The sequence below is a fragment of the Aeromonas sp. R3-1 genome (genome assembly GCF_040908345.1).
GTDB lineage: Bacteria > Pseudomonadota > Gammaproteobacteria > Enterobacterales > Aeromonadaceae > Aeromonas > Aeromonas veronii.
The window spans coordinates 1-20,182 of record NZ_JBFODN010000140.1 but is presented as its reverse complement, the minus strand read 5'-3'; the positions used below and the strand labels follow the sequence as shown (position 1 = coordinate 20,182).

The following is a 20,182-nucleotide window of genomic DNA, read 5'->3' as shown; positions in this document are numbered from 1 at the left end:
GCGTTGAAATACAGAACCCCCGATGCGGCACATAGGGGGTTCTGAGTAGAGAAATGCTAGTTGAAAATGTGTAAACCTATTTCAGGACTAGACAGGTGGTTTACTTTCAACCAGTGGTTCGCAGCGCCGATCTCGGCTTTGCTGGTGGATATTCCCCCCGTTTGAGCTGCCTCGCATTTTGCCTGTTAATCGTTTGATCAATATCAACAAAGGGTTAAGTTCTGATGGACTCCCGACTTAAGCGTTCCATCCTGTAGGTTGGGTATGACTGTCAAGGATGGTGTCTTATGTTCCCCCCTCGCAAGCTGGGTCACCAGATCACGCTGCTGGCAATTGGCGGCATCGTATTGCTCGCCGTGGTGCTGCTTACCTTTAATCTGTTTGAAAATCGCCAGCGGGCGCTCGCGGCCGAGCAGGCTGCACTGCGGAGCCAGCTCCAGAACGTGGAAGCGGTGATCAAAAACACCAGCCATGAAACCGTGCTGGCGGCGACCCTGATCGCCCAGCGGCCGGATGCAGCCAGGGCGGTGGCCGACAAGGATTGGCAGACCCTCGCCAATCTGTTTGATCCGCTCTGGCCCGCCATCAAGGCGCAGGGGATCGAGCAGTTCCAGTTCCACCTGCCGCCAGCCACTTCCCTCTATCGGGTACACAAGCCGGAAAAACACGGTGATGACCTCTCTGCCATTCGCCCCACTGTGGTTGAGGTGAATCGTGAGCATCATGCCGTTGGCGGGCTGGAGATTGGCGTGGCTGGTACCGGTTTGCGCGGGGTCGTGCCGGTCACCTTCAGCGGGCAGCCGGTCGGTTCGGTGGAGTTCGGTCGTGCTCTGGATGAAAAGCTGTTTGGCCAACTGCTGGACAAGCAGGTGCAGCTCGCCATCTATCTGTTTGAGCAGGGCAAACTGGTGACGCTGGTTGGCACATCCCGGCTTGGTGAGGCGATGGAGTGGTATCAGCCGGTACTGGCCGGTGAGGAACGTTTCGTCAATATGACGCAGCAGGGGAGTGATTTGCTTTTGATGGCGGCGCCCCTGCGCGATTACTCCGGCAAGGTGGTCGGTATCATCGAGTTGACCCGGGATCACAGTCTGGTCGCGGCCGATCTGGCGCGTCAGGGTTGGCAGATGGCGATCATCTCTCTGGTCGGGGTTCTGGTGATTGCCATGGTGATGGCGTTTGCACTCAATCGCATTAATCGACCGCTGCTCGACAGCGTCAAGGCGCTGGAGGCGCTGGCCAATGGCTCTGGCGATCTCGGCAGCAAGCTGCCGGTGGCGGGGCCAGAGGAGATCCGCCGCCTCGGGTCGGCGTTCAATGGCTTTGTTGCCAAGATCCGCGACACCATCAGCCAGCTCACCGCCACTCTGGGCGAACTGGCTGGCGAGAGCGAGCGGCTGTCGCGCAGTGCGGCGGGCAACCTTGGCAGCATGACGCGCCAGCAGGAGCAGACCACCCAGCTCGCCACCGCCATGACCGAGATGACCAGCACGGTACACGAGGTGGCCAACAACACGGCACAGGCGGCCGAAGCGGCCAACGAAGCGGACAATCAGGCGGTCACCGGCGATGAGGTGGTGCAGCAGAGCGTCAACATGATCGAACAGCTGGCCGAGGAGATCGCCAGTGCGGGCAACACGGTGAAAGAGGTCGCCAAGGCCAGCGAGCAGATTGGCTCTGTGCTGGCGGTGATCCAGTCCATCGCCGAGCAGACCAACCTGCTGGCTCTCAACGCCGCCATTGAGGCGGCCCGGGCCGGTGAACAGGGGCGCGGTTTTGCGGTGGTGGCCGACGAGGTGCGCTCGCTGGCCGGGCGCACCCAGCACTCCACCGCCGAGATCCGCGGCACCATAGAGCAGTTGCAACGGGCGGTGGGCACCACGGTGACCATGATCGAACACAGTGTCTCGCGGGCGGGGGAGTCGGTGGAGCGGGCCAATCAGGCGGGAGAAGCCCTCGGCCGGATCAAGGGGGCGGTCAACAGCATTCGCGACATGAATACCCAGATCGCCGCCGCTTCGGAGGAGCAGTCCTCGGTGAGCGACGAGATCACCCGCAATATCGTCAGCGTCCACGAGATCTCCCAGGCCACTACGCTGGTGGCGCGGGATACCGCCCATATCGCCAGCCATGTGGCGACCCTGGTGGACAAGCTGGGGGATCTGGCCGGGCAGTTCCAGGATGGTTCCAACGTGCGGATGGTGCTGAGTCGCGCCCGCGCCGCTCACATGGGCTGGAAGACCCGGGTGCGTGCCTATCTGGATGGGCAGGAGGGGCTGTCGCGCAGCGAGGCGGTTAGCGACAAGGAGTGCCGCCTTGGCCACTGGTACTTCAGTGAAGGGCAGGCATGCTGCGGCGATCAACCCGCCTTCAGGGCGATGGCCGCCCCCCACGCCAGATTGCATCAGGTGATCCAGCAGATTATCGAGCTGAAAAATCAGCACAAGCATGAAGAGGCGGAGGCGCTCTACCGCGAGATCGAGCAGAACTCAGAACAGGTAGTGGGCTGCATCGATCAGCTGCTGCGGGAGATGACCAAGCCGGAGCGTTAATGACGAGCGGGCGGATAGCAAAAGGGCGGACAGCGATGTCAGCCCTTTTTCATGGTGCGGGTCTGGGGCGAGGTTACTGCTCCGGACGCAGATCCTGATAACGGGCGGCGGTGATGAACTGGCCGAAGGTTTCACACCAGACGATCACGCTGCTGAAGCGGGCCGGATCGATCGTGGCGGGCAGCGGCACGATAAAGTTGTCGAAGGTCTTCACCGGCCCTACTCGCACCATCTGATCCTTGAGGCGGGCAAAATCGGCTTCGGTCTCGACAAACTCGGGGGAGAGGTAGAGCTGGTAGTCCGGCCCGGGGGCCAGCTTGCCCATCAGGCTGACGGCATCCGGCCCGATGCTCACCTTGCCTTCCCCCCAGTGCAGCCGATCGCTGTCTTTCAGATCCCGGCGAAAGGTGCCGTGGAATCTCGCCTGCTGCTGGCTGGCCGCGACCTGCTCGGTATCAGGGGCGGGTGGCGCGATCAGGATCGGCAGGGTGTAGACACCGGCGGCAAAGCCTGCCGCCGCGACCAGCAGATGGGTGCCCAGCAGCAGGGCCATGGTTTTGCGTCTCATGATATCTCGGTCGTTGATGAACAGGTGCCAGCATCATAGCAGTGGTGCTGGCTAAAGCGCTTGTCGTCCAGCTCAATGGAGCCGGATGTTTGCGCAGCCGCGGTTGATATGGCTTACAGGCTGGCGAAATCCACCTCGGGCAGGGTTTCGAAGCCGGGGCGGGCGAACAGATAGCCCTGCATCAGGCTGATGCCCATCTCCCGCAGGCAGGCCATTTCTTCGCGGGTTTCGATCCCCTCCGCCAGCGGGGTGATCTGCAGCTCGGCAAACAGTGCCAGAGAGTGGCGCACTATGGCTTGCCGGGTCGGGTCATGGTCGATGCCGCGCAGCAGGTGCATATCGAGTTTGACGATGTTGGGGTGAAAATCGGCCAGCAGGTTGAGGCCCGAGTAACCGGCGCCAAAGTCATCGATCGCCGTTTTGAAGCCGAGGGCCTGATAGTGATCGACGATGCCGCGAAGATGCTGGCTATCCTGCACCTGCTCCACCTCGGTCAGCTCGAACATGATCTGCTCGATGGGGAAGTGGTGCTCGTGGGCCGCCTGCAGGGTGGTGCGAATGCAGCGCTCCGGACGGTAGACAGCATTGGGCAGAAAATTGATGCTCAGCATCCCCTTCATCTCGAGCCGTGCCGCCAGCGCGATGGCCTTGATCCGGCACAGCTGATCGAAGCGGTAACGGTTGTCGTCGTTGACCCGGGCAATCACGCTCTGCGCCGGTTCGTTGTTGATCCCCCGCACCAGCGCCTCGTAGCCGAAGACGGTGCGCTGGCTGCAATCGACGATGGGCTGAAAGGCCATGGTGAAGTCGAAGTCGAGATCTGCTTTCTCCTGACACAGCTGACAGATGGCGGGTGACGGGGCGGCAGGTATATCCATGACGTTCCTCTGATTGGGCGTGGCTGTGCTGGGCACTGTCTCAAATGATAACAGCTCATCACCCCCCTGTAGGTTCGATTAGCGAAGCGTAATCGGACGATCGAGAGGCTTTGATTGCGGTTGTTGCCGTCAAACAGGGGCGGCCAGCCGGAGGTGGAAATTCGGCTGGCGGTTATGGTGGGAGAGTCTATTTACGAGAACGTCCGATTACGTCTGACGGCTAATCGAACCTACAGGTTTCGTGATTCTATGAGTTATACAAACATAGTTTATGTGATGGTTAACTCTATCTCTATGAGGTGTAACGGATTGTTTTTAATAAATCTGTGAAGTAATATAAGACTCATTTATATCATGCATGTTATAACAGGTTATAAATATGACTGCCCAACCATTTAATACTCGACATTATAGAAAATTCAGAAATCTATTAATTGATTTAAACAGAGACCTGTTATCTATTTCACATAAAATGTGCGAGTCAGATAAGTATGGGGAGTTTACCGAACTAGAGCGTTATGTGATGGCCTTGGAAGACCGTCGATTTGTGAATCATTGTGGTTTTGATATCAAGGCATCTGCAAGAGAGCTGATCAAGAAAATACGAAGAAAAAAACATGGAGGTGCTAGTACTATAGATATGCAGATGGTTAGAACCATTACCGGATTTAAAGATATGACAATATATAGAAAGTTATATGAAACGCTACTGTCTTGGCTGGTCAATTTTCATTTCACAAAAAAACAAATAATACGCTGCTACTTAAAAAATGCTTTTTTTGGCTCTCGTCTCATAGGTGCAGAAAATGCAGCAAATGCACTATTTAATAAAGATCTGTCTATGCTAGAAAAGGATGAAAGTGCATTTATTGCGGCTATGTTATTGAGACCAAAGCCTTTAAATCCAAAAAATGAATGGTTTGAAATTGTTAAATCAAGAGCGTCTTATGCGCAGAGCGTTCGGGTTCTTGTTGAAGAGGGCTCGAAATAGAGTCCAAGTTGAAGCTTTTGTTAGATTATGCTCGGCCAAAGCTTCAGTATCGCCATCCATAATCTGTTTCCAACGACTATTGGAGTGTTTAATTATTTCTGAAGATATTCTTCTGGTTTCTGTAAAAGCAGAATCAAGATGTCTTTTACCCGAAATTATAGAGTCTATAGAGTGACCGTCTTTTATTAATTTGTAAATCGAATTGTGAGCATATCTAAAGTTATCATGAATATTTCTTTCAATATCTCTAGCGTAGTCATACATATCAATGCTGTAAAGCTCTATGAATAAAGGGTTTAAGTTTTCATTCCAATTGTCTTTAGCCTTTTTATATTCTTCCCTAGCTTGTTGTAATGTATCACTATCTTTTTTAAATTCTTTCTCAGCCAGAGAGTCGAGAAGCAGGCGGCTATAATAAATGCGCTCGCCAGACATTTTTTCTAATGACTTAGCTATTTCACGCAGCTTATCAATTTCTCGCTCTGAACGATTAGTCTTTATTTGATGTAGAAAGTTCTTCTCTTGGAAGCGACTTGATACATATAGACCAACGACACCGGTTAGAAAAAAGCTCACGATTATATTTGCTAGTTCCATCTTTACGGCTCATCCTAATTATATTTTGAACACTATATCTTTAGTTAAACATATATTCAATATCATAAAGTGTTCAAAAAAAGGCGCCTTAACGGCGCCTTTTTTAATATCACTTACCCAACCAAGATCACTGCAGCAGGGAGATATCCGCGACTTGCAGGAACAGGTTGCGCAGGTTGTTCAGCAGCGCCAGACGGTTGGCCTTGAGGGCCTCGTCGTCGGCCATCACCATCACCTCGTTGAAGAAGGTATCGACCGGTTCGCGCAGGGCGGCCAGACGGGTGAGGGCAGCCTGATAGTCACCGGCGGCGAACAGCGGGGCCAGTTCGGCTTGCAGTTCGGCAACCTGGGTGGCCAGCGCCTTCTCGGCGGCATCGACCAGCAGTTCCGGTTTGACGGCAGTCGGCAATTCGCCTTCGACCTTGGCCAGAATGTTGCTCACGCGCTTGTTGGCGGCAGCCAGGGCCAGGGCGGCATCCAGGGTGCGGAAGTGGCTGACGGCCTTGACGCGACGATCGAAGTCGAGCGGACGGGTCGGGCGGCGGGCCAGTACGGCCAGCACCACGTCGGCACCGATGCCTTCGTCCTGATAGGCGGCGCGGAAGCGGCCCAGCATAAAGTCGACCACGTCGGTGACGACGGTTTTGTTGGTCAGCTTGTCGCCGTAGACGCGTACCGCTTCTTCAACCAGTTCAACCAGATCCAGATCCAGCTGCTTCTCGGTCATGATGCGCAGGGCACCGATGGCGGCGCGACGCAGGGCGAACGGGTCCTTGTCACCCTTCGGCAGCATGCCGATGCCGAAGATACCGGCCAGGGTGTCGAACTTGTCGGCCAGCGCGACGGCGCAGGCAACCAGACCGGACGGCAGGGCATCACCGGCAAAGCGCGGCATGTACTGCTCGTTGAGGGCCACGGCCACTGCTTCGTCTTCGCCATCGTGACGGGCGTAGTGCATCCCCATGACACCCTGGGTGTCGGTGAACTCGCCGACCATGTTGGTCATCAGGTCACACTTGGAGAGCAGACCGGCACGCTTGGCCTGAGTGACATCGGCGCCGATACGCTCGGCGATAAAGCCGGCGACGGTTTCGATACGCTCGACCTTGGCCTTGACGGTGCCCAGCTGTTGCTGGAACAGCACGGTTTCAAGGCGCGGCAGGCGGGAGGCCAGGGTCTGCTTGAGGTCGGTCTTGAAGAAGAACTCGGCGTCAGAGAGACGGGGGCGAACCACCTTCTCGTTGCCGCTGATGATCTGGCTCGGGTCTTTGGACTCGATGTTGGTGACGAAGATGAACTTCGGCAGCAGCTTGCCGTTCTTGTCGTAGACCGGGAAGTACTTCTGGTCACCCTTCATGGTGTGCACCAGCGCTTCAGCGGGAACGGCCAGGAACTTCTCTTCGAAGTTGGCGGTCAGCACCACCGGCCACTCGACCAGTGCGGTCACTTCTTCCAGCAGGGCGTCGTCCAGATCGGCCACGCCACCGAAGGCGGCAGCGGCCGCTTCGACGTCAGCCTTGATCTTGGCCTTGCGCGCCATAAAGTCGGCAATCACCATGCCGCGCTCCTGCAGGATCTGCGGGTACTGGCTGGCGTTGTCGATGGTGAATTCGCTCTCGCCCATAAAGCGGTGGCCGCGAATGGTGCGGGCAGAGTCGATACCCAGAATGTGGGCGGGAACCAGCTCGCCATCCAGCAGCAGGGTCACGGTGAAGACCGGACGCACGAACTGGATGGTCTTGTCGCCCCAGCGCATCATCTTCGGGATAGGCAGTTTGGCCAGTGCAGAGGCGACCAGTTCACCCAGCAATTCTTTGGCCGGACGGCCTTCGACCTTGGCGGTGTGAACCAGCCACTCGCCCTTGTCGGTGACCAGACGCTCGGCCTGCTCAACGGTGATGCCGTTGCCACGGGCCCAGCCTTCGGCAGCCTTGGTCGGCTTGCCTTCAGCATCGAACGCCTGAGCGACGGCCGGGCCGCGCTTCTCAACGCTCTTGCTCGGCTGTTCGCCAGCCAGCTCGCTCACCTTCAGTGCCAGACGGCGCGGTGAGGCAAACCACTCGACGTCGCCGAAGGCCAGGTCGGCCTTGGTCAGTTCGGCTTTGAAGTTGTCGGCAAAGGCTTCGGCCAGGGAGCGCAGGGCTTTGGGCGGCAGCTCAGCAGTACCGATCTCTACCAGAAATGTATGTTGTGCCATGTCCGTTCCTTAACCTTGCTTGTTCTCACTGCGCTCACGCATGTCGTCGCTACGCTGGCACATAGGGAAGCCCAGCGCTTCGCGGGAGGCGTAGTATGCCTCTGCCACGGCCTTGGTCAGGGTGCGAATGCGCAGGATGTAGCGCTGACGCTCGGTGACCGAGATGGCCTTGCGGGCATCCAGCAGGTTGAAGGAGTGAGCGGCTTTGAGGATGCGCTCGTAGGCAGGCAGCGGCAGCGGTTTTTCCAGTGCCAGCAGATTCTGGGCTTCCTTCTCGTACTGCTCGAAGCAGTGGAACAGGAACTCCACATCGGCGTGTTCGAAGTTGTAGGTGGATTGCTCCACTTCGTTCTGGTGGAACACGTCGCCGTAGGTGGTCTTGCCCAGCGGGCCGTCAGACCAGACCAGATCGTAGACGCTGTCCACGCCCTGAATGTACATGGCCAGACGCTCGAGACCGTAGGTGATCTCGCCGGTGACCGGCTTGCACTCGAGGCCGCCAACTTGCTGGAAGTAGGTGAACTGGGTCACTTCCATGCCGTTCAGCCACACTTCCCAACCCAGACCCCAGGCACCCAGAGTCGGGTTTTCCCAGTTGTCTTCCACGAAGCGGATGTCGTGGATTTCAGGATCCATGCCCAGCTCTTTCAGGGAGCCCAGATAGAGTTCCTGAATGTTGTCGGGGGAAGGCTTGATGATCACCTGGAACTGGTAGTAGTGCTGCAGGCGGTTGGGGTTTTCACCGTAGCGGCCGTCAGTCGGACGGCGGGACGGTTGTACGTAAGCGCAGGCGATGGGCTCCGGGCCCAGGGCACGCAGACAGGTCATGGGGTGGGAAGTACCGGCACCCACTTCCATATCCAGCGGCTGAATGATGGTACAGCCCTGGCGGGACCAATAGTCCTGCAGCTGCAGGATCAGGCCCTGAAAGGTTTTGACATCGAATTTTTGCATAATTTTTTTCGCGCGAAGTGAAAATCAGAGCAAGATTTGCTGAATGTGAACCGAGGGAGTATACCGTCTGGCATGGTCGGATAATAGGCGAAATTGCAGCGGATTCGCGGGATGGTGCTGCGCCCTGGCTGGCCGGGCGGGATGTCCGGTATATGATGTGAGCAGTGCCGCCTGCAGAGTGGGCAGGGTCGGGCAAACCGCTGAAATAACGAGGGAGAGGAAATGGAACTGCGCTGCGCCTGGGTGACCAAGGACCCGGAGTACATTGAATACCATGACAAACAGTGGGGCAGGCCGGTCTATGACGCCCGCGAGCTGTTTGCCAAGCTCTGCCTCGACGGCCAGCAGGCGGGGCTGTCGTGGATCACCATCCTCAAGCGCACCGAGAGCTATTACCGCGCCTATGCCGACTTTGATCCGGTGCAGATTGCCCGGTTCGACGAGCAGGATGTGGAGCGGTTGATGCAGGACACCGGCATCATCCGCAACCGGCTCAAGGTGCAGTCGATCATCAGAAATGCCCGCGCTTATCTGGCATTGCAGGAGCAGGGGATCGACTTCGCAGATTACCTGTGGGGCTTTGTTGGCGGCGCCCCCATCGTCAATCAGCGGCAGGGCAACGGCGATATTCCGGCGACCTCGCCGGAGTCGGATGCTATGTCGAAAGCGCTCAAGAAGCTCGGCTTCAACTTCGTCGGCAGCACCATCTGTTACGCCTTTATGCAGGCGGTGGGGATGGTGAACGATCATCTGGTCAGCTGTCCTTGCCACGCCGAGTGTCAGTTACCGCGCTGATAGCCCGCCGATTGGCCAAAAAAACACCACTCTCGCCGTCTGTTCAGGCTTGCGTCAGACAATGGCGTGCCAGCGCGTTACAATCCGGCCCCCGGCATGGTGCCGGATTGTTTTCACAGAGGTTTTTTCATGCGAGCCAAGATCCTGGTGCCTGCTCTGGCACTGACCGTTGCCCTGAGCGGCTGTACCACCAACCCCTACACAGGTGAATCCCAGACCTCCAAAGGTGCCTGGGGCGCGCTGGCTGGCGCCGCTGCCGGTGCGGCCGTAGGTGCGCTCTCCTCCAGCAAGGGTGACCGCAAGAAGGGCATCCTGACCGGCGTTGCTGCTGGCGCGGCGCTGGGTGGCGGTATCGGCTACTACATGGACGTGCAGGAAGCCAAGCTGCGCGAGAAGCTGCAGGGCACTGGCGTCAGCGTGACCCGCAATGGCAATGAGCTGATCCTCAACATGCCGAACAACGTGACCTTCGACAGCTCCAGCTCCCAGCTGAAAGCGGCCGGTGCCAACACCCTCTCCGGCGTGGCCATGGTGGTTGCCGAGTTCGACAAGACCCGCCTGAACGTGGTCGGTCACACCGACAGTACAGGTTCCCGCGATCTGAACATGAAGCTCTCCCGCGATCGTGCCGATGCCGTTGCCGCTCAGCTGATTGGTCAGGGCGTAGCAGGTAGCCGCATCTCCACCACCGGCGTGGGCCCGGATCAGCCGGTTGCTACCAACAGCACCGCCGCTGGCAAAGCCCAGAACCGCCGCGTGACCATTACCCTGACCCCGACCGCCTAAGTCGCTCAGGTTTCGGTAACGAAAAGGCCCCACCAGTGATGGCGGGGCCTTTTGCTATCTCAAGCTCAAGCCGGGAAAGGCTTAGACAGCTGCAGTCAGCTGCACTTCCACCTTGTAGCCTTCGTGGGCCAGACGGGCTTGTACACAGGCGCGCACGGGGGCGGTGCCAGCCGGGATCCAGGCATCCCACTGCTCGTTGAAGGCAGCGATATCCTGAATGTCTTTGAGATAGATGTTGGCCATCAGAATTTTGTCTACGCCGGAGCCGTTGGCTTCCAGCAGGCGCTGCAGGCTTGCCAGCACTTCGCGGGTCTGCTGGTGGATGTCGGCCTCTTCGCTGACGGGCACTTCCACCACGTAGAGGGTGCCATTGTGGATGACCACGTCTGACCAACGCTGGGTGGTGCCGATTCGGGTAATGGTTGTCATGGAGTGCTCCGGTACAGGGGCTTATTGACCCTTGCGGATCAGATAGCGGTAGGGGGCCTGCTCTGTCTCGCTGGCGACCAGGGTGTGATCCATAAAGCGGCAGAAACTGGGGATGTCGCGGGTGGTTGAAGGATCGTCGGCGCTGACCAGCAGGGTCTCGCCATCCGCCATCAGCCGCACTTTCTTGCGAACCATCATAACGGGTTCCGGGCAACGAAGCCCGATTGCGTCCAACTCGTGGGTCGCATCGCAGAATAAATCACTCATCTATTATCAACCTTCAACCTATTCGGCTGCCAATGATACTCAGGGCTAAAAAATAATCAAACAAACGCCCCATCAACCAGCATATGTAACCGAAATGTTATTCGGCCCTATCCAGCTTGCGCCGGACGAGTAATATAAAAATTGAACCATATTCAACAAGGAGGTGAATATGCAGGTCTCCTACGGCAGATTACAAGCCTATGCAGGCATGGGGTTCTTGTCCTTCGCCATGATAGTGATGGGTAGCCCGATCGGGAATACCGGTACTTGGTTCGGCTCCATGGTGATGGTCGGGTTGGGGCTTTGGATCGAGCTCAGCGATTACTATGACGAGGATGAGGACGAGAACGATCAATCCTGAATCGGATGACGATTCAACAACAAAGGCGGAGCAATTCCGCCTTTGTCATTTCTGTCGTTTGGCAATGTACCCGGATCAGCGGGTCGAGCGCATGGCCCGCTCCAGATGCAGCGCCGTCTGCTCCGGGTTGGCCTTGGGATCGTTGAAAAAGTTGCTCAGCACATCGAGGATTGCCTGCCGCATATTGGTCGGCGTCGCCATCCCTTCCGCCATGCTGGGCAGCAGGTTGTCCTGCTTTTCCGCCAGCAGGAAATCCTGATAGGAGCGGACGGCGCAGCGGTCGAACTTGCTCATGTCGGGATTGGTCAGCGCCGGAATAGACCCCTTCACCCGATTGAACTCCTCCTGGAATTGCGGCGTCATCAGCAGCTGGGCCAGATCCCCCTGCGCTTGCAGCTGGGCCGGATCCCGCTGTTTGAACATGGCGATGGAGTCGAGGTTGTAGCTGAACAGTCCGGCGCTGCCCGGGCTCGGCAGGCAGGCGATATCCTCACCCGGCCGGTAGTTACCGGCGCTCAGTTCACCCTTCACCCAGTCGCCCATCACCTGCATGGCGGCGCCACCGCTCTCCAGCAGGTTGGTGGCCTGATGCCACTTCAGACCGGCGTATTTTTGCGGCACGTAGGCGCGCAGCTGCTGGAAACGGGTCAACACCCGTACCATGTCGGGGCTGGTCAGGGTGGCGCTGTCCTGCTCGAGGAACGCTTTGCGATAGAACTCCTTGCCCCCCTCACCGAGTGCCACTGTTTCAAACAGTACTGCCAGCTGCCAGGGCTCGTTGCCGATGGCGAGCGGGGTGATGCCCCGTTTTTTAAGCTGGTCGGCGACGGTGACAAACTGGGCCCAGTCAGTGGGCGGAGTCAGCTTTTGCTGCTCGAACACCTTGCGGTTGAGCCACAGCCAGTTGACCCGGTGGATGCCGGTGGGCACCGCCATCAGGGCGCCATTCTGGCTGAGGGTGGCGCGCACCATGGGCGGCATCTGACTGTACCAGCCGAGGTGTTCGGCCATGGGGGTGAGATCGCGCAGGAAGCCGAGCCCGGCCCACTCCTTGAGCTCGTAGCCCTTGAGGTGGGCCGCTTCGGGCGGGTTGGCCGCCAGTGCCCGGCTCTTCAATACCGTCATGGCACTCTTGCCGCCGCCGCCCTGCACTGCAAAGTCGTTCCACTGGTTGCCCTGTTTGGTCCACTCGGATTTGAGCACTTCGACCGCTTTCGCTTCGCCGCCGGACGTCCACCAGTGCAGTACCTCCACCTGGGAGGCGGCAACGGGAGCAGAGAGCAGGGCGATGACAGAAAAAGACAACCACTTCATAAGGTTACTGCCTTGGTAGGGAGAGCGTGGCCTGCAGGCCACCTTGCGGACGATTTTCCAGCACCAGATCGCCACCGTGGGCGTGGGCAATGTTGCGGGCGATGCCAAGGCCGAGGCCGGTGCCGGTCTGATCCGTGCTGAGCCGGTAATAGGGTTCGAAAATGCGCTCGAACTGATCGTCCGGCAGGCCGGGGCCCTCATCCATGATGAAGAGGATCAGCATCTCCTCGTCATCCATGATGATGATGCGCACCCGCTGGCCGTACTTGATGCCGTTGTCCACCAGATTGCCGATGCAGCGTTTGAGCGCCAGCAGCTTGCCGCGATAGGGCCACTTGCAGTGCCCTTCGATGGTCAGCCGCTCGTCGTGCAGGTTCATCGACTCCGCCATCTGCTCCAGCAGGGCGTTGATATCGATCTCTTCGATATTCTCGTGAATGTCGGTCTCTTTGACCGTCTGCAACGCCCCTTTCACCATCAGCTCCAGCTCGTCGAGATCCTTGTTGAACTTGGCGATCTGTACCTCGTCGTCGAGCAGTTCGACCCGAAGTCGCAGTCGGGTGATGGGGGTCTTGAGGTCGTGGGAGATGGAGCTGAACAGCCGCTCTCTATCGTCGATATAGCGACGAATGCGGTGCTGCATGATGTTGAAGGCGCGGGTCGCCGCCACGATTTCCGACGCCCCTTCCTCTTTGAGCGAAGGCTGGTCGATATCCTTGCCCAGATTCACCGCCGCCTTGGCGAGACGGCGCAGCGGGCGGGTCTGCCAGCGCACCAGCATAAAGGTGAAGAAGCAGAGGAACACCGTCATCAGGGCGATGAAACGCACCTGGTTGCTCGGCATCACGGTATCGTCGAGGGTCATGTAGGGGGCGGGCAGCAGGGCCGCCAGATAGAGCCACTCCCCCTTTTCAATCTCGATCTGGGTCACCAGCACCGGCGGATTGAGCGGCTCCAGCGACAGGGTGTAGCGGGCCCAGGAGGAGGGGAGATCCGCCAGCAAGGTGTCGTTGTTGAAGACGTGGAGGTCGTCGGGTCGGGAGAAATCCACCTTGATCGCCATGGCATCGGAGAGCTTGCGGGTCAGCACTCCCTGCACCTCCTCCAGCACCTGCGTCTTGCGTTCGCTGTCGGGGATGGCGTTGATGTGGATCTCTTCCTCGTTGAGCGAGACGAAGAAGCGGCTGCCCCCCATGTTGCGCAGCTGGTCCAGCGCGATATGGCGATACTGCAGCGGCAGGGATTTGAAGAAATTGACGGTGGAAGCGGCAGACATGGCGAGGTTGCGGGTGGTGCTGAGCATCCCCTCCAGCTCCCGCTTCTGGATCTGCTGCATCCAGATGCCGGTCAGAATGGTCTGGGAGAGCAGGATGGCCAGCAACAGCAGCAGGATCATCCGTGACAACAGGGAGCGGGGCACCAGCGCCCCCCAGGACCACTTGTTGCTCATGGCAGCTCGTGCACCTCGGCAATCAGCATGTAGCCGCTACCGCGGATGGTCTTGATGATGCGCGGGCTCTTGCCGTTGTCGCCCAGCTTCTGGCGCAGACGGCTGATCTGCACGTCGATACCGCGCTCCATCGGCAGGCTTTCGCGGCCGCGGGTGGCATCCGAGATGGTGTCGCGATCCAGCACCACGCCGGGCTGTTGCAGGAACATGCCGAGCAGCATGGCGTCGCTGCCGGAGAGGTCCAGCAGGCTGCCATCGTCATGGGTCAGCTGGTGGCTCAGAGTGTCGAGGGTCCACTCGGCAAAACGCAGGCGGCGGCTCGGCTCTTTCTCTTTTTCCGGCTGGCGGAATTCAGCGCGGCGCAGCAGCGCCTTGATGCGGGCCTGCAGTTCACGGGGGCTGAACGGCTTGGCGATATAGTCGTCGGCGCCGAGTTCCAGACCGATCACCCGATCCGCTTCGTCGGAGGCGGCGGTCAGCATGATGATGGGCACCTGGGAGTCACGACGGATCTGCTGGCAGAGGGTAAAACCGTCCTCGCCGGGCATCATGATGTCCAGAATAATCAGGTCCGGGCTGTGCTGGGCGAGTTGCTGACGCATCTCGTTGCCCTCCGCCGCCGTCAATACCTGAAAGCCCGCCCGGGTCAGGTACTCATTGAGCAGCTCGCGGATCTCTTGGTCGTCATCGACGATCAGCAGTTGTTTGCTCATTGACATATGTATGTGCATCCACCCATTTTTTTGTGCAGATTGAACCTGTCGGGGGAGTAAAAAGCAAGCAAGCCCCCTATCTAATGTGAGGTTTAAGGCAATAACAGCCTATTGATAAGATTAAAACGAAAAAAGGCCGACCCAAACGGGACGGCCAACAGACAGCTTCTGACCACTGACGAGCACCCCGTGTGGCGATCGTCACAGACTTGAAAAGGGGCCAGTCAGACTGGCCCCGAAAAGGGACAACTCTCAGTAGTGCATCCCGTCGATCCGGTTGGTTATCACACCCGTTCAAACACGGTGGCGATGCCCTGACCCAGACCGATACACATGGTGGCAACCCCCAGGGTGGCATCCTTCTCCTCCATCAGATTGATGAGGGTGGTGGAGATGCGGGCGCCGGAGCAGCCAAGCGGGTGACCCAGCGCAATAGCGCCGCCGTTGAGGTTCACCTTCTCGTCCACCTGATCCTGCAGACCCAGATCCTTCACGCAGGGCAGGGACTGGGCGGCAAACGCCTCGTTCAGCTCGAACAGGTCGATATCACCGACAGTCAGACCGGCACGCTTGAGCGCCTTCTGGGTGGCTGGCACCGGGCCGTAACCCATGATGGCGGCGTCACAGCCGGCGATGGCCATGGCACGTACCTTGGCGCGCGGCGTGAGGCCGAGGGCCTTGGCGCGATCCGCGCTCATCACCAGCATGGCGGCGGCGCCATCGGACAGGGCCGAGGAGCTGCCGGCGGTGACGGTGCCGTTGACCGGATCAAACACCGGGCGCAGTTGGCTCAGGGTTTCGACCGTGGTCTCCGGGCGGATCACCTCGTCGTAGTCGTAGAAGAAGCGTGCGCCGCTGGCGTCATGGCCTTCCAGCCCGACGATCTCCTTGGCAAAGCGTCCTTCCACAGTGGCGGCGTGAGCGCGGCGGTGGGAGCGGGCGGCAAACTCGTCCTGCTGCTGACGGCTGATGCCGTGCAGCTTGCCGAGCATTTCGGCGGTCAGCCCCATCATGCCGGAGGCTTTCGCCACCGACTTGGCCATGCCGGGATGGAAGTCAACGCCGTGGCTCATCGGCACGTGGCCCATGTGCTCGACGCCGCCGATGATGAAGATATCCCCATCACCCACCTGAATGGCGCGGGAGGCGTCGTGCAGCGCCTGCATGGAGGAGCCACACAGGCGGTTGACGGTAACCGCCCCTACCTGCTTCGGAATGCCGGCCAGCAGCGCGGCGTTGCGGGCGATGTTGAAGCCCTGCTCCAGGGTCTGCTGTACGCAGCCCCAGTAGATATCCTCGATCTCGTTCGGGTCGAGGTTGGGGTTGCGCAGCAGGATGGATTTCATCAGGTGCGCGGACAGATCTTCTGCACGCACGTTGCGGAAGGCGCCGCCCTTGGACCGGCCCATCGGGGTCCGGATACAGTCGACAATGACTACGTCTTTCATGAATGGATCTCCTTTCCGCAATCAGTAGAAGGTTTTGCCCTGGGCGGCCATCTCGCGTAAGCGGTCGCTGACGCGGTAGAGCGGGCCCAAGTCGGCATACTGGTCGGCCATGGCCACGTAGCGATCCAGACCGATAGTGTCCAGATAGCGGAACACGCCGCCGCGGAAGGGAGGGAAGCCCAGACCGTAGACCAGTGCGATGTCGGCTTCAGCTGGCGTGGCGACTATGCCCTCTTCCATACAGAGCACCACCTCGTTGATCATCGGGATCATCATGCGAGCGATGATGGCATCCTTGTCGAAATCCTGTTTCGGCTTGGCGATGGGGGCCAGCAGCTCGTAAGCAGTGGCATCGGCCACCTTCTTCGGCTTGCCCTTCTTGTCCTGCTCGTAGGCGTAGAAGCCCTTGCCGTTCTTCTGACCGAAGCGGTTCACTTCGTACATCACGTCGATGGCGGTGCGACCTTCCTTGCTCATGCGTGCCGGGAAGCCCTGCGCCATCACGTCACCGGCATGGTGACCGGTGTCGATGCCGACCACATCCAGCAGGTAGGCGGGGCCCATCGGCCAGCCGAACTCCTTCTCCATTACCTTGTCGACGGCGGCGAAGTCGGCGCCATCGGCAACCAGTTTGTTGAAGCCGAAGAAGTAGGGGAACAGCACCCGGTTGACGAAGAAGCCCGGGCAGTCGTTGACTACCACCGGGGACTTGCCCATCGCGGCGGCGTAGGCCACCACGCGGTTGATGGTTTCATCGGAGGTCTGCTCGCCGCGGATGATCTCCACCAGTGGCATGCGGTGCACCGGGTTGAAGAAGTGCATGCCGCAGAAGTTCTGCGGGCGCTTCAGCCCCTTGGCCAGCAGGGAGATGGGAATGGTGGAGGTGTTGCTGGCGAGCACGGCGTCTTCGCCAATAATCCCTTCCACTTCGCCCAGTACGGCGGCTTTCACCTTGGGATTCTCGACCACGGCTTCGACCACTACGTCCACGCCTTTGACGTTGTCATAGCTGAGGGTCGGGGTAATGGCAGAGAGCACCTGGCCCATCTTGATGCCATCGATGCGGCCCTTCTCGAGCTGGCCGTTGAGCAGCTTGGTGGCTTCGCCCATGCCAAGTGCCAGCGCCTTCTCGTTGATGTCCTTCATCACCGCCGGAATGCCCTTGCTGGCAGACTGGTAGGCGATGCCGCCCCCCATGATGCCGGCACCCAGTACGGCGGCGTGGCCGGTGGCCTTGCTCGCCTGTTTGGCCGCCTTCTTGGCCAGTGCCTTGATGTGCTGATCGTTGAGGAAGATACCGACCAGCGCCTTGGCCACGTCGGTTTTGGCCAGCTTGATAAAGCCCTGTGCTTCAACGACCAGCGCCTCATCACGGCCCATACCTGCGGCGGTTTCGACGGTTTTCACCGCCGTCATCGGTGCCGGATAGTGTTTGCCCGCCACGGCGGCGACCATGCCGGCGGCGGTGGTGAAGCTCATCATGGCTTCCAGTTTGGAGAGGCGCAGCGGCGCTTTTTTGGCGGCGCGACGGCTCTGCCAGTCCAGCTTGCCCGCGATGGCGTCCTTGATCATCTGCAGCGCAGCGCTCTGCAGTGCGTCCGGGGCGACCACGGCGTCGATGGCCCCCACCTTGAGAGCGTCATCGGCACGGTAATCCTTGCCGGTGGTGATCCACTCGAGCGCGTTGTCGGCGCCGATTACCCGCGGCAGACGGACTGTGCCGCCAAAGCCCGGCATGATGCCGAGTTTGGTCTCGGGCAGGCCAATCTTGGCGCTGGTGTCAGCCAGACGGAAGTCGGTGGAGAGAATGGTCTCGCAGCCGCCGCCCAGAGCGTGTCCCTTGATGGCGGAGAGGGTCGGAACCGGCAGATCTTCGATGGCATTGAAGATGTCGTTGGCCTTTTTCAGCCAGCCGAGCAGATCTTCTTGCGGCAGATCGAACAGTTCTAGGAATTCGGTAATGTCGGCACCGACGATAAAGGCGTCTTTGCCGGAGGTGAGGATCAGACCTTTTAGTTCACGTTCTTGTTGTAATGCGGCGATCGCTTCGCTCAGGGAGAGCAGGGTAGCGCGATCCAGCTTGTTGACTGAACCCGGGGCATCAAACCTCAGCTCGGCGATGCCGTTTTCGAGGTAGCTGACCGACAGGGTTTCGCCTTGGTAGATCATGAGAGTGTCTCCTTGTTCCCACTCAGTGGGGAGTGGTGCTCCTTAATCCCCAGCAGGGGGCGAGGCTCACTATTGATCCAAAAGGAGACATTTTCAACACCTATTTAAAACATTTGTTTAACAGATCTCGAGTAAAAGCTCTTCATCACAGAATGGGCAAAAGAGAGGCGCCTTGCGGCGCCTCGGATGAATATGAGTTTGTTATCAACTGGCCAGTTCCGGCCGGTTGCGATACTGATTCAGCACCTCGGGATCGGCGAGGGCATGAGTATTGTTGACCGGCCGGTTGTGCACTACCTCCCGCACCGCCAGTTCGACGATCTTGCCGGACTTGGTGCGGGGGATGGCATCCACCTGCAGGATGCGGGCGGGCACGTGGCGGGCGGTGCAGTGCTGCTTTATTTGCTGGCGGATCCGCTCGCGCAGCGGCTCATCCAGCTTGCAGCCCGCCTTGAGCTTGACGAACAGCACCACCCGCTCGTCCTGCTGCCACTGCTGGCCGATGACGATGCTCTCCTCCACCTCGTCGAGTTGTTCAACATAGCGATAGATCTCGCTGGTGCCGATGCGCACGCCGCCCGGGTTGAGGGTAGCGTCGGAGCGGCCGTAGAACAGAATGCCACCGGTTGGGGTCAGCTCGATCCAGTCGCCGTGGCACCAGATGTTGTCGAACCGTTCGAAGTAGGCGGCATGGTACTTGTCGCCGCTCTCATCCCCCCAGAAATAGATGGGCTGGGCCGGGAACGGCTTGGTGCAGACCAGCTCGCCCTTCTCCCCCTGCACCGGCTGGCCCGCTTCGTTGAATACCTGCACCGCGAGACCGAGGCCGCGTCCCTGACTCTCGCCGCGATAGACAGGGCTGAGCGGGTTGCCGATGACGAAGCAGGAGCAGATATCGGTGCCGCCTGAGATGGAGCTGAGCTGCACATCCTGCTTGATCTGCTGGTAGACGTAGTCAAATCCCTCCGGCGACAGCACAGAGCCGGTGCTGCAGATCAGCCGCAAGTGCGGCAAGTCGTGGCTCTTGATGGGGGCATAACCCTGCTTGTGCAGTGCATCGAGATACTTGGCCGAGGTGCCGAACAAGCTGACCTGCTCGTCGCGGGCCAGATCCCACAGCACGTTGCCATCCGGGTAAAACGGCGAGCCGTCATAGAGCACCAGGGTGGCGCCGGAGGCGAGGGCGCTCACCAGCCAGTTCCACATCATCCAGCCGCAGGTGGTGAAGTAGAAGATCCGCTCCCCCGGTTTGATGTCGCAGTGCAGCTGGTGCTCTTTCAGATGTTGCAGCAGGGTGCCGCCGATGCCGTGCACGATGCACTTGGGTTTGCCGGTGGTTCCGGAGGAGTAGAGGATATAGAGCGGATCGTTGAAGGCCATCGGCTCGAACTGGAGGCCGGCGTCCGGCTGGCTCGCCAGCAGTTGTTGCCAGTCGTGACCAAGCTGCAGCGGGTTGCCGAGCAGGGGGATCATCACCGTCTGCTCTATGCTGTCGATCTGGCTGACGACCCCTACTACTTTGTCCTGAATATCGATAGCTTTGCCGTTGTAGCGATAGCCATCCACCGCAAACAGCACCCGCGGCCGGGTCTGGCCGAAGCGCTCCACCACGCTGGCTTCGCCAAAGTCGGGGCTGGTGGAGGTCCAGATCGCCCCCAGACTGGTGGTTGCCAGCATGGCAACCACGGTTTCCGGAATATTGGGCAGATAGGC

Annotated in this window: 18 protein-coding genes; 5 read left to right on the top strand and 13 right to left on the bottom strand. The window is 59.2% G+C overall.

The features are described from left to right. The first annotated feature begins 287 nt into the window (after nt 1-287). Nucleotides 288-2,552, top strand: coding sequence for a methyl-accepting chemotaxis protein (locus tag AB5Y85_RS08320; RefSeq protein WP_257688002.1), 2,265 nt, complete (start codon nt 288-290; stop codon nt 2,550-2,552). 73 nt (nt 2,553-2,625) lie between these two features. Here the strand turns inward: AB5Y85_RS08320 and AB5Y85_RS08315 are convergent, their stop codons facing one another. Continuing rightward, nucleotides 2,626-3,120: a DM13 domain-containing protein gene (locus tag AB5Y85_RS08315; protein WP_257688001.1), complete on the bottom strand. Its 495-nt coding sequence runs from the start codon at nt 3,118-3,120 to the stop codon at nt 2,626-2,628. A gap of 113 nt (nt 3,121-3,233) precedes the next feature. Further along, nucleotides 3,234-3,998: an EAL domain-containing protein gene (locus AB5Y85_RS08310; RefSeq protein ID WP_257688000.1), complete on the bottom strand. Its 765-nt coding sequence runs from the start codon at nt 3,996-3,998 to the stop codon at nt 3,234-3,236. 379 nt (nt 3,999-4,377) lie between these two features. On the opposite strand from AB5Y85_RS08310, the gene AB5Y85_RS08305 reads away from it, so the two are divergent. Beyond that, nucleotides 4,378-4,989: a biosynthetic peptidoglycan transglycosylase gene (locus tag AB5Y85_RS08305; protein WP_236297795.1), complete on the top strand. Its 612-nt coding sequence runs from the start codon at nt 4,378-4,380 to the stop codon at nt 4,987-4,989. On the opposite strand, the gene AB5Y85_RS08300 is transcribed toward AB5Y85_RS08305, so the two are convergent. The 3 genes from AB5Y85_RS08300 to glyQ all read right to left on the bottom strand — a co-directional run bounded on the left by AB5Y85_RS08300 (nt 4,933) and on the right by glyQ (nt 8,737). Then, the gene (locus AB5Y85_RS08300) at nt 4,933-5,586 is read right to left on the bottom strand and encodes a hypothetical protein (RefSeq protein WP_147746114.1); all 654 of its coding nucleotides are present in this window, start codon (nt 5,584-5,586) and stop codon (nt 4,933-4,935) included. The genes AB5Y85_RS08305 and AB5Y85_RS08300 overlap by 57 nt on opposite strands. 127 nt (nt 5,587-5,713) lie before the next feature. Continuing rightward, entirely contained in the window at nt 5,714-7,783 is a 2,070-nt protein-coding gene (gene glyS / locus AB5Y85_RS08295; RefSeq protein ID WP_257687999.1) for a glycine--tRNA ligase subunit beta, read from the bottom strand. A 9-nt stretch (nt 7,784-7,792) separates the two neighbouring features. Then, nucleotides 7,793-8,737 (bottom strand): glycine--tRNA ligase subunit alpha, encoded by a 945-nt coding sequence (gene glyQ, locus AB5Y85_RS08290; RefSeq protein ID WP_005307400.1) that lies wholly within the window; start codon nt 8,735-8,737, stop codon nt 7,793-7,795. A gap of 222 nt (nt 8,738-8,959) precedes the next feature. On the opposite strand from glyQ, the gene AB5Y85_RS08285 reads away from it, so the two are divergent. Both AB5Y85_RS08285 and AB5Y85_RS08280 read left to right on the top strand, forming a co-directional pair. After that, nucleotides 8,960-9,532 carry a DNA-3-methyladenine glycosylase I gene (locus tag AB5Y85_RS08285; RefSeq protein ID WP_107683489.1) on the top strand — a complete coding sequence of 191 codons (573 nt, stop codon included), beginning with the start codon at nt 8,960-8,962 and terminating at the stop codon, nt 9,530-9,532. 129 nt (nt 9,533-9,661) lie between these two features. Beyond that, nucleotides 9,662-10,318, top strand: a complete 657-nt coding sequence (locus tag AB5Y85_RS08280) for an OmpA family lipoprotein (RefSeq protein ID WP_005339468.1) — start codon at nt 9,662-9,664, stop codon at nt 10,316-10,318. Nucleotides 10,319-10,399: 81 nt separating this feature from the next. Here AB5Y85_RS08280 and AB5Y85_RS08275 read toward each other — a convergent pair whose 3' ends face one another. After that, the gene (locus AB5Y85_RS08275) at nt 10,400-10,747 is read right to left on the bottom strand and encodes a RidA family protein (protein WP_005355943.1); all 348 of its coding nucleotides are present in this window, start codon (nt 10,745-10,747) and stop codon (nt 10,400-10,402) included. A 21-nt stretch (nt 10,748-10,768) separates the two neighbouring features. Continuing rightward, a complete protein-coding gene (gene tusA, locus AB5Y85_RS08270) occupies nt 10,769-11,014 on the bottom strand; it encodes a sulfurtransferase TusA (protein WP_005342448.1) in 246 nt (81 codons plus the stop codon). Between the two features lie 169 nt (nt 11,015-11,183). Between tusA and AB5Y85_RS08265 the strand changes: the two genes are divergently transcribed. Next, a complete protein-coding gene (locus tag AB5Y85_RS08265) occupies nt 11,184-11,375 on the top strand; it encodes a hypothetical protein (RefSeq protein ID WP_005339471.1) in 192 nt (63 codons plus the stop codon). A gap of 75 nt (nt 11,376-11,450) precedes the next feature. Here AB5Y85_RS08265 and AB5Y85_RS08260 read toward each other — a convergent pair whose 3' ends face one another. The 6 genes from AB5Y85_RS08260 to AB5Y85_RS08235 all read right to left on the bottom strand — a co-directional run. Continuing rightward, the gene (locus AB5Y85_RS08260) at nt 11,451-12,689 is read right to left on the bottom strand and encodes an ABC transporter substrate-binding protein (RefSeq protein WP_064341317.1); all 1,239 of its coding nucleotides are present in this window, start codon (nt 12,687-12,689) and stop codon (nt 11,451-11,453) included. Between the two features lie 4 nt (nt 12,690-12,693). After that, nucleotides 12,694-14,139, bottom strand: coding sequence for an ATP-binding protein (locus tag AB5Y85_RS08255; protein ID WP_064341318.1), 1,446 nt, complete (start codon nt 14,137-14,139; stop codon nt 12,694-12,696). Beyond that, nucleotides 14,136-14,858, bottom strand: a complete 723-nt coding sequence (locus AB5Y85_RS08250; RefSeq protein WP_005339475.1) for a response regulator — start codon at nt 14,856-14,858, stop codon at nt 14,136-14,138. Before AB5Y85_RS08250 ends, AB5Y85_RS08255 begins: the two co-directional genes overlap by 4 nt. A gap of 278 nt (nt 14,859-15,136) precedes the next feature. Continuing rightward, nucleotides 15,137-16,321, bottom strand: coding sequence for an acetyl-CoA C-acyltransferase FadA (gene fadA / locus AB5Y85_RS08245; protein WP_201906638.1), 1,185 nt, complete (start codon nt 16,319-16,321; stop codon nt 15,137-15,139). Next, complete coding sequence (gene fadB, locus AB5Y85_RS08240; protein WP_257687998.1) at nt 16,322-18,469, bottom strand: fatty acid oxidation complex subunit alpha FadB; 2,148 nt, start codon at nt 18,467-18,469, stop codon at nt 16,322-16,324. A gap of 204 nt (nt 18,470-18,673) precedes the next feature. Continuing rightward, a partial coding sequence (locus AB5Y85_RS08235) for an acetoacetate--CoA ligase (protein WP_368221324.1) occupies nt 18,674-20,182 on the bottom strand: 1,509 nt, incomplete at its 5' end.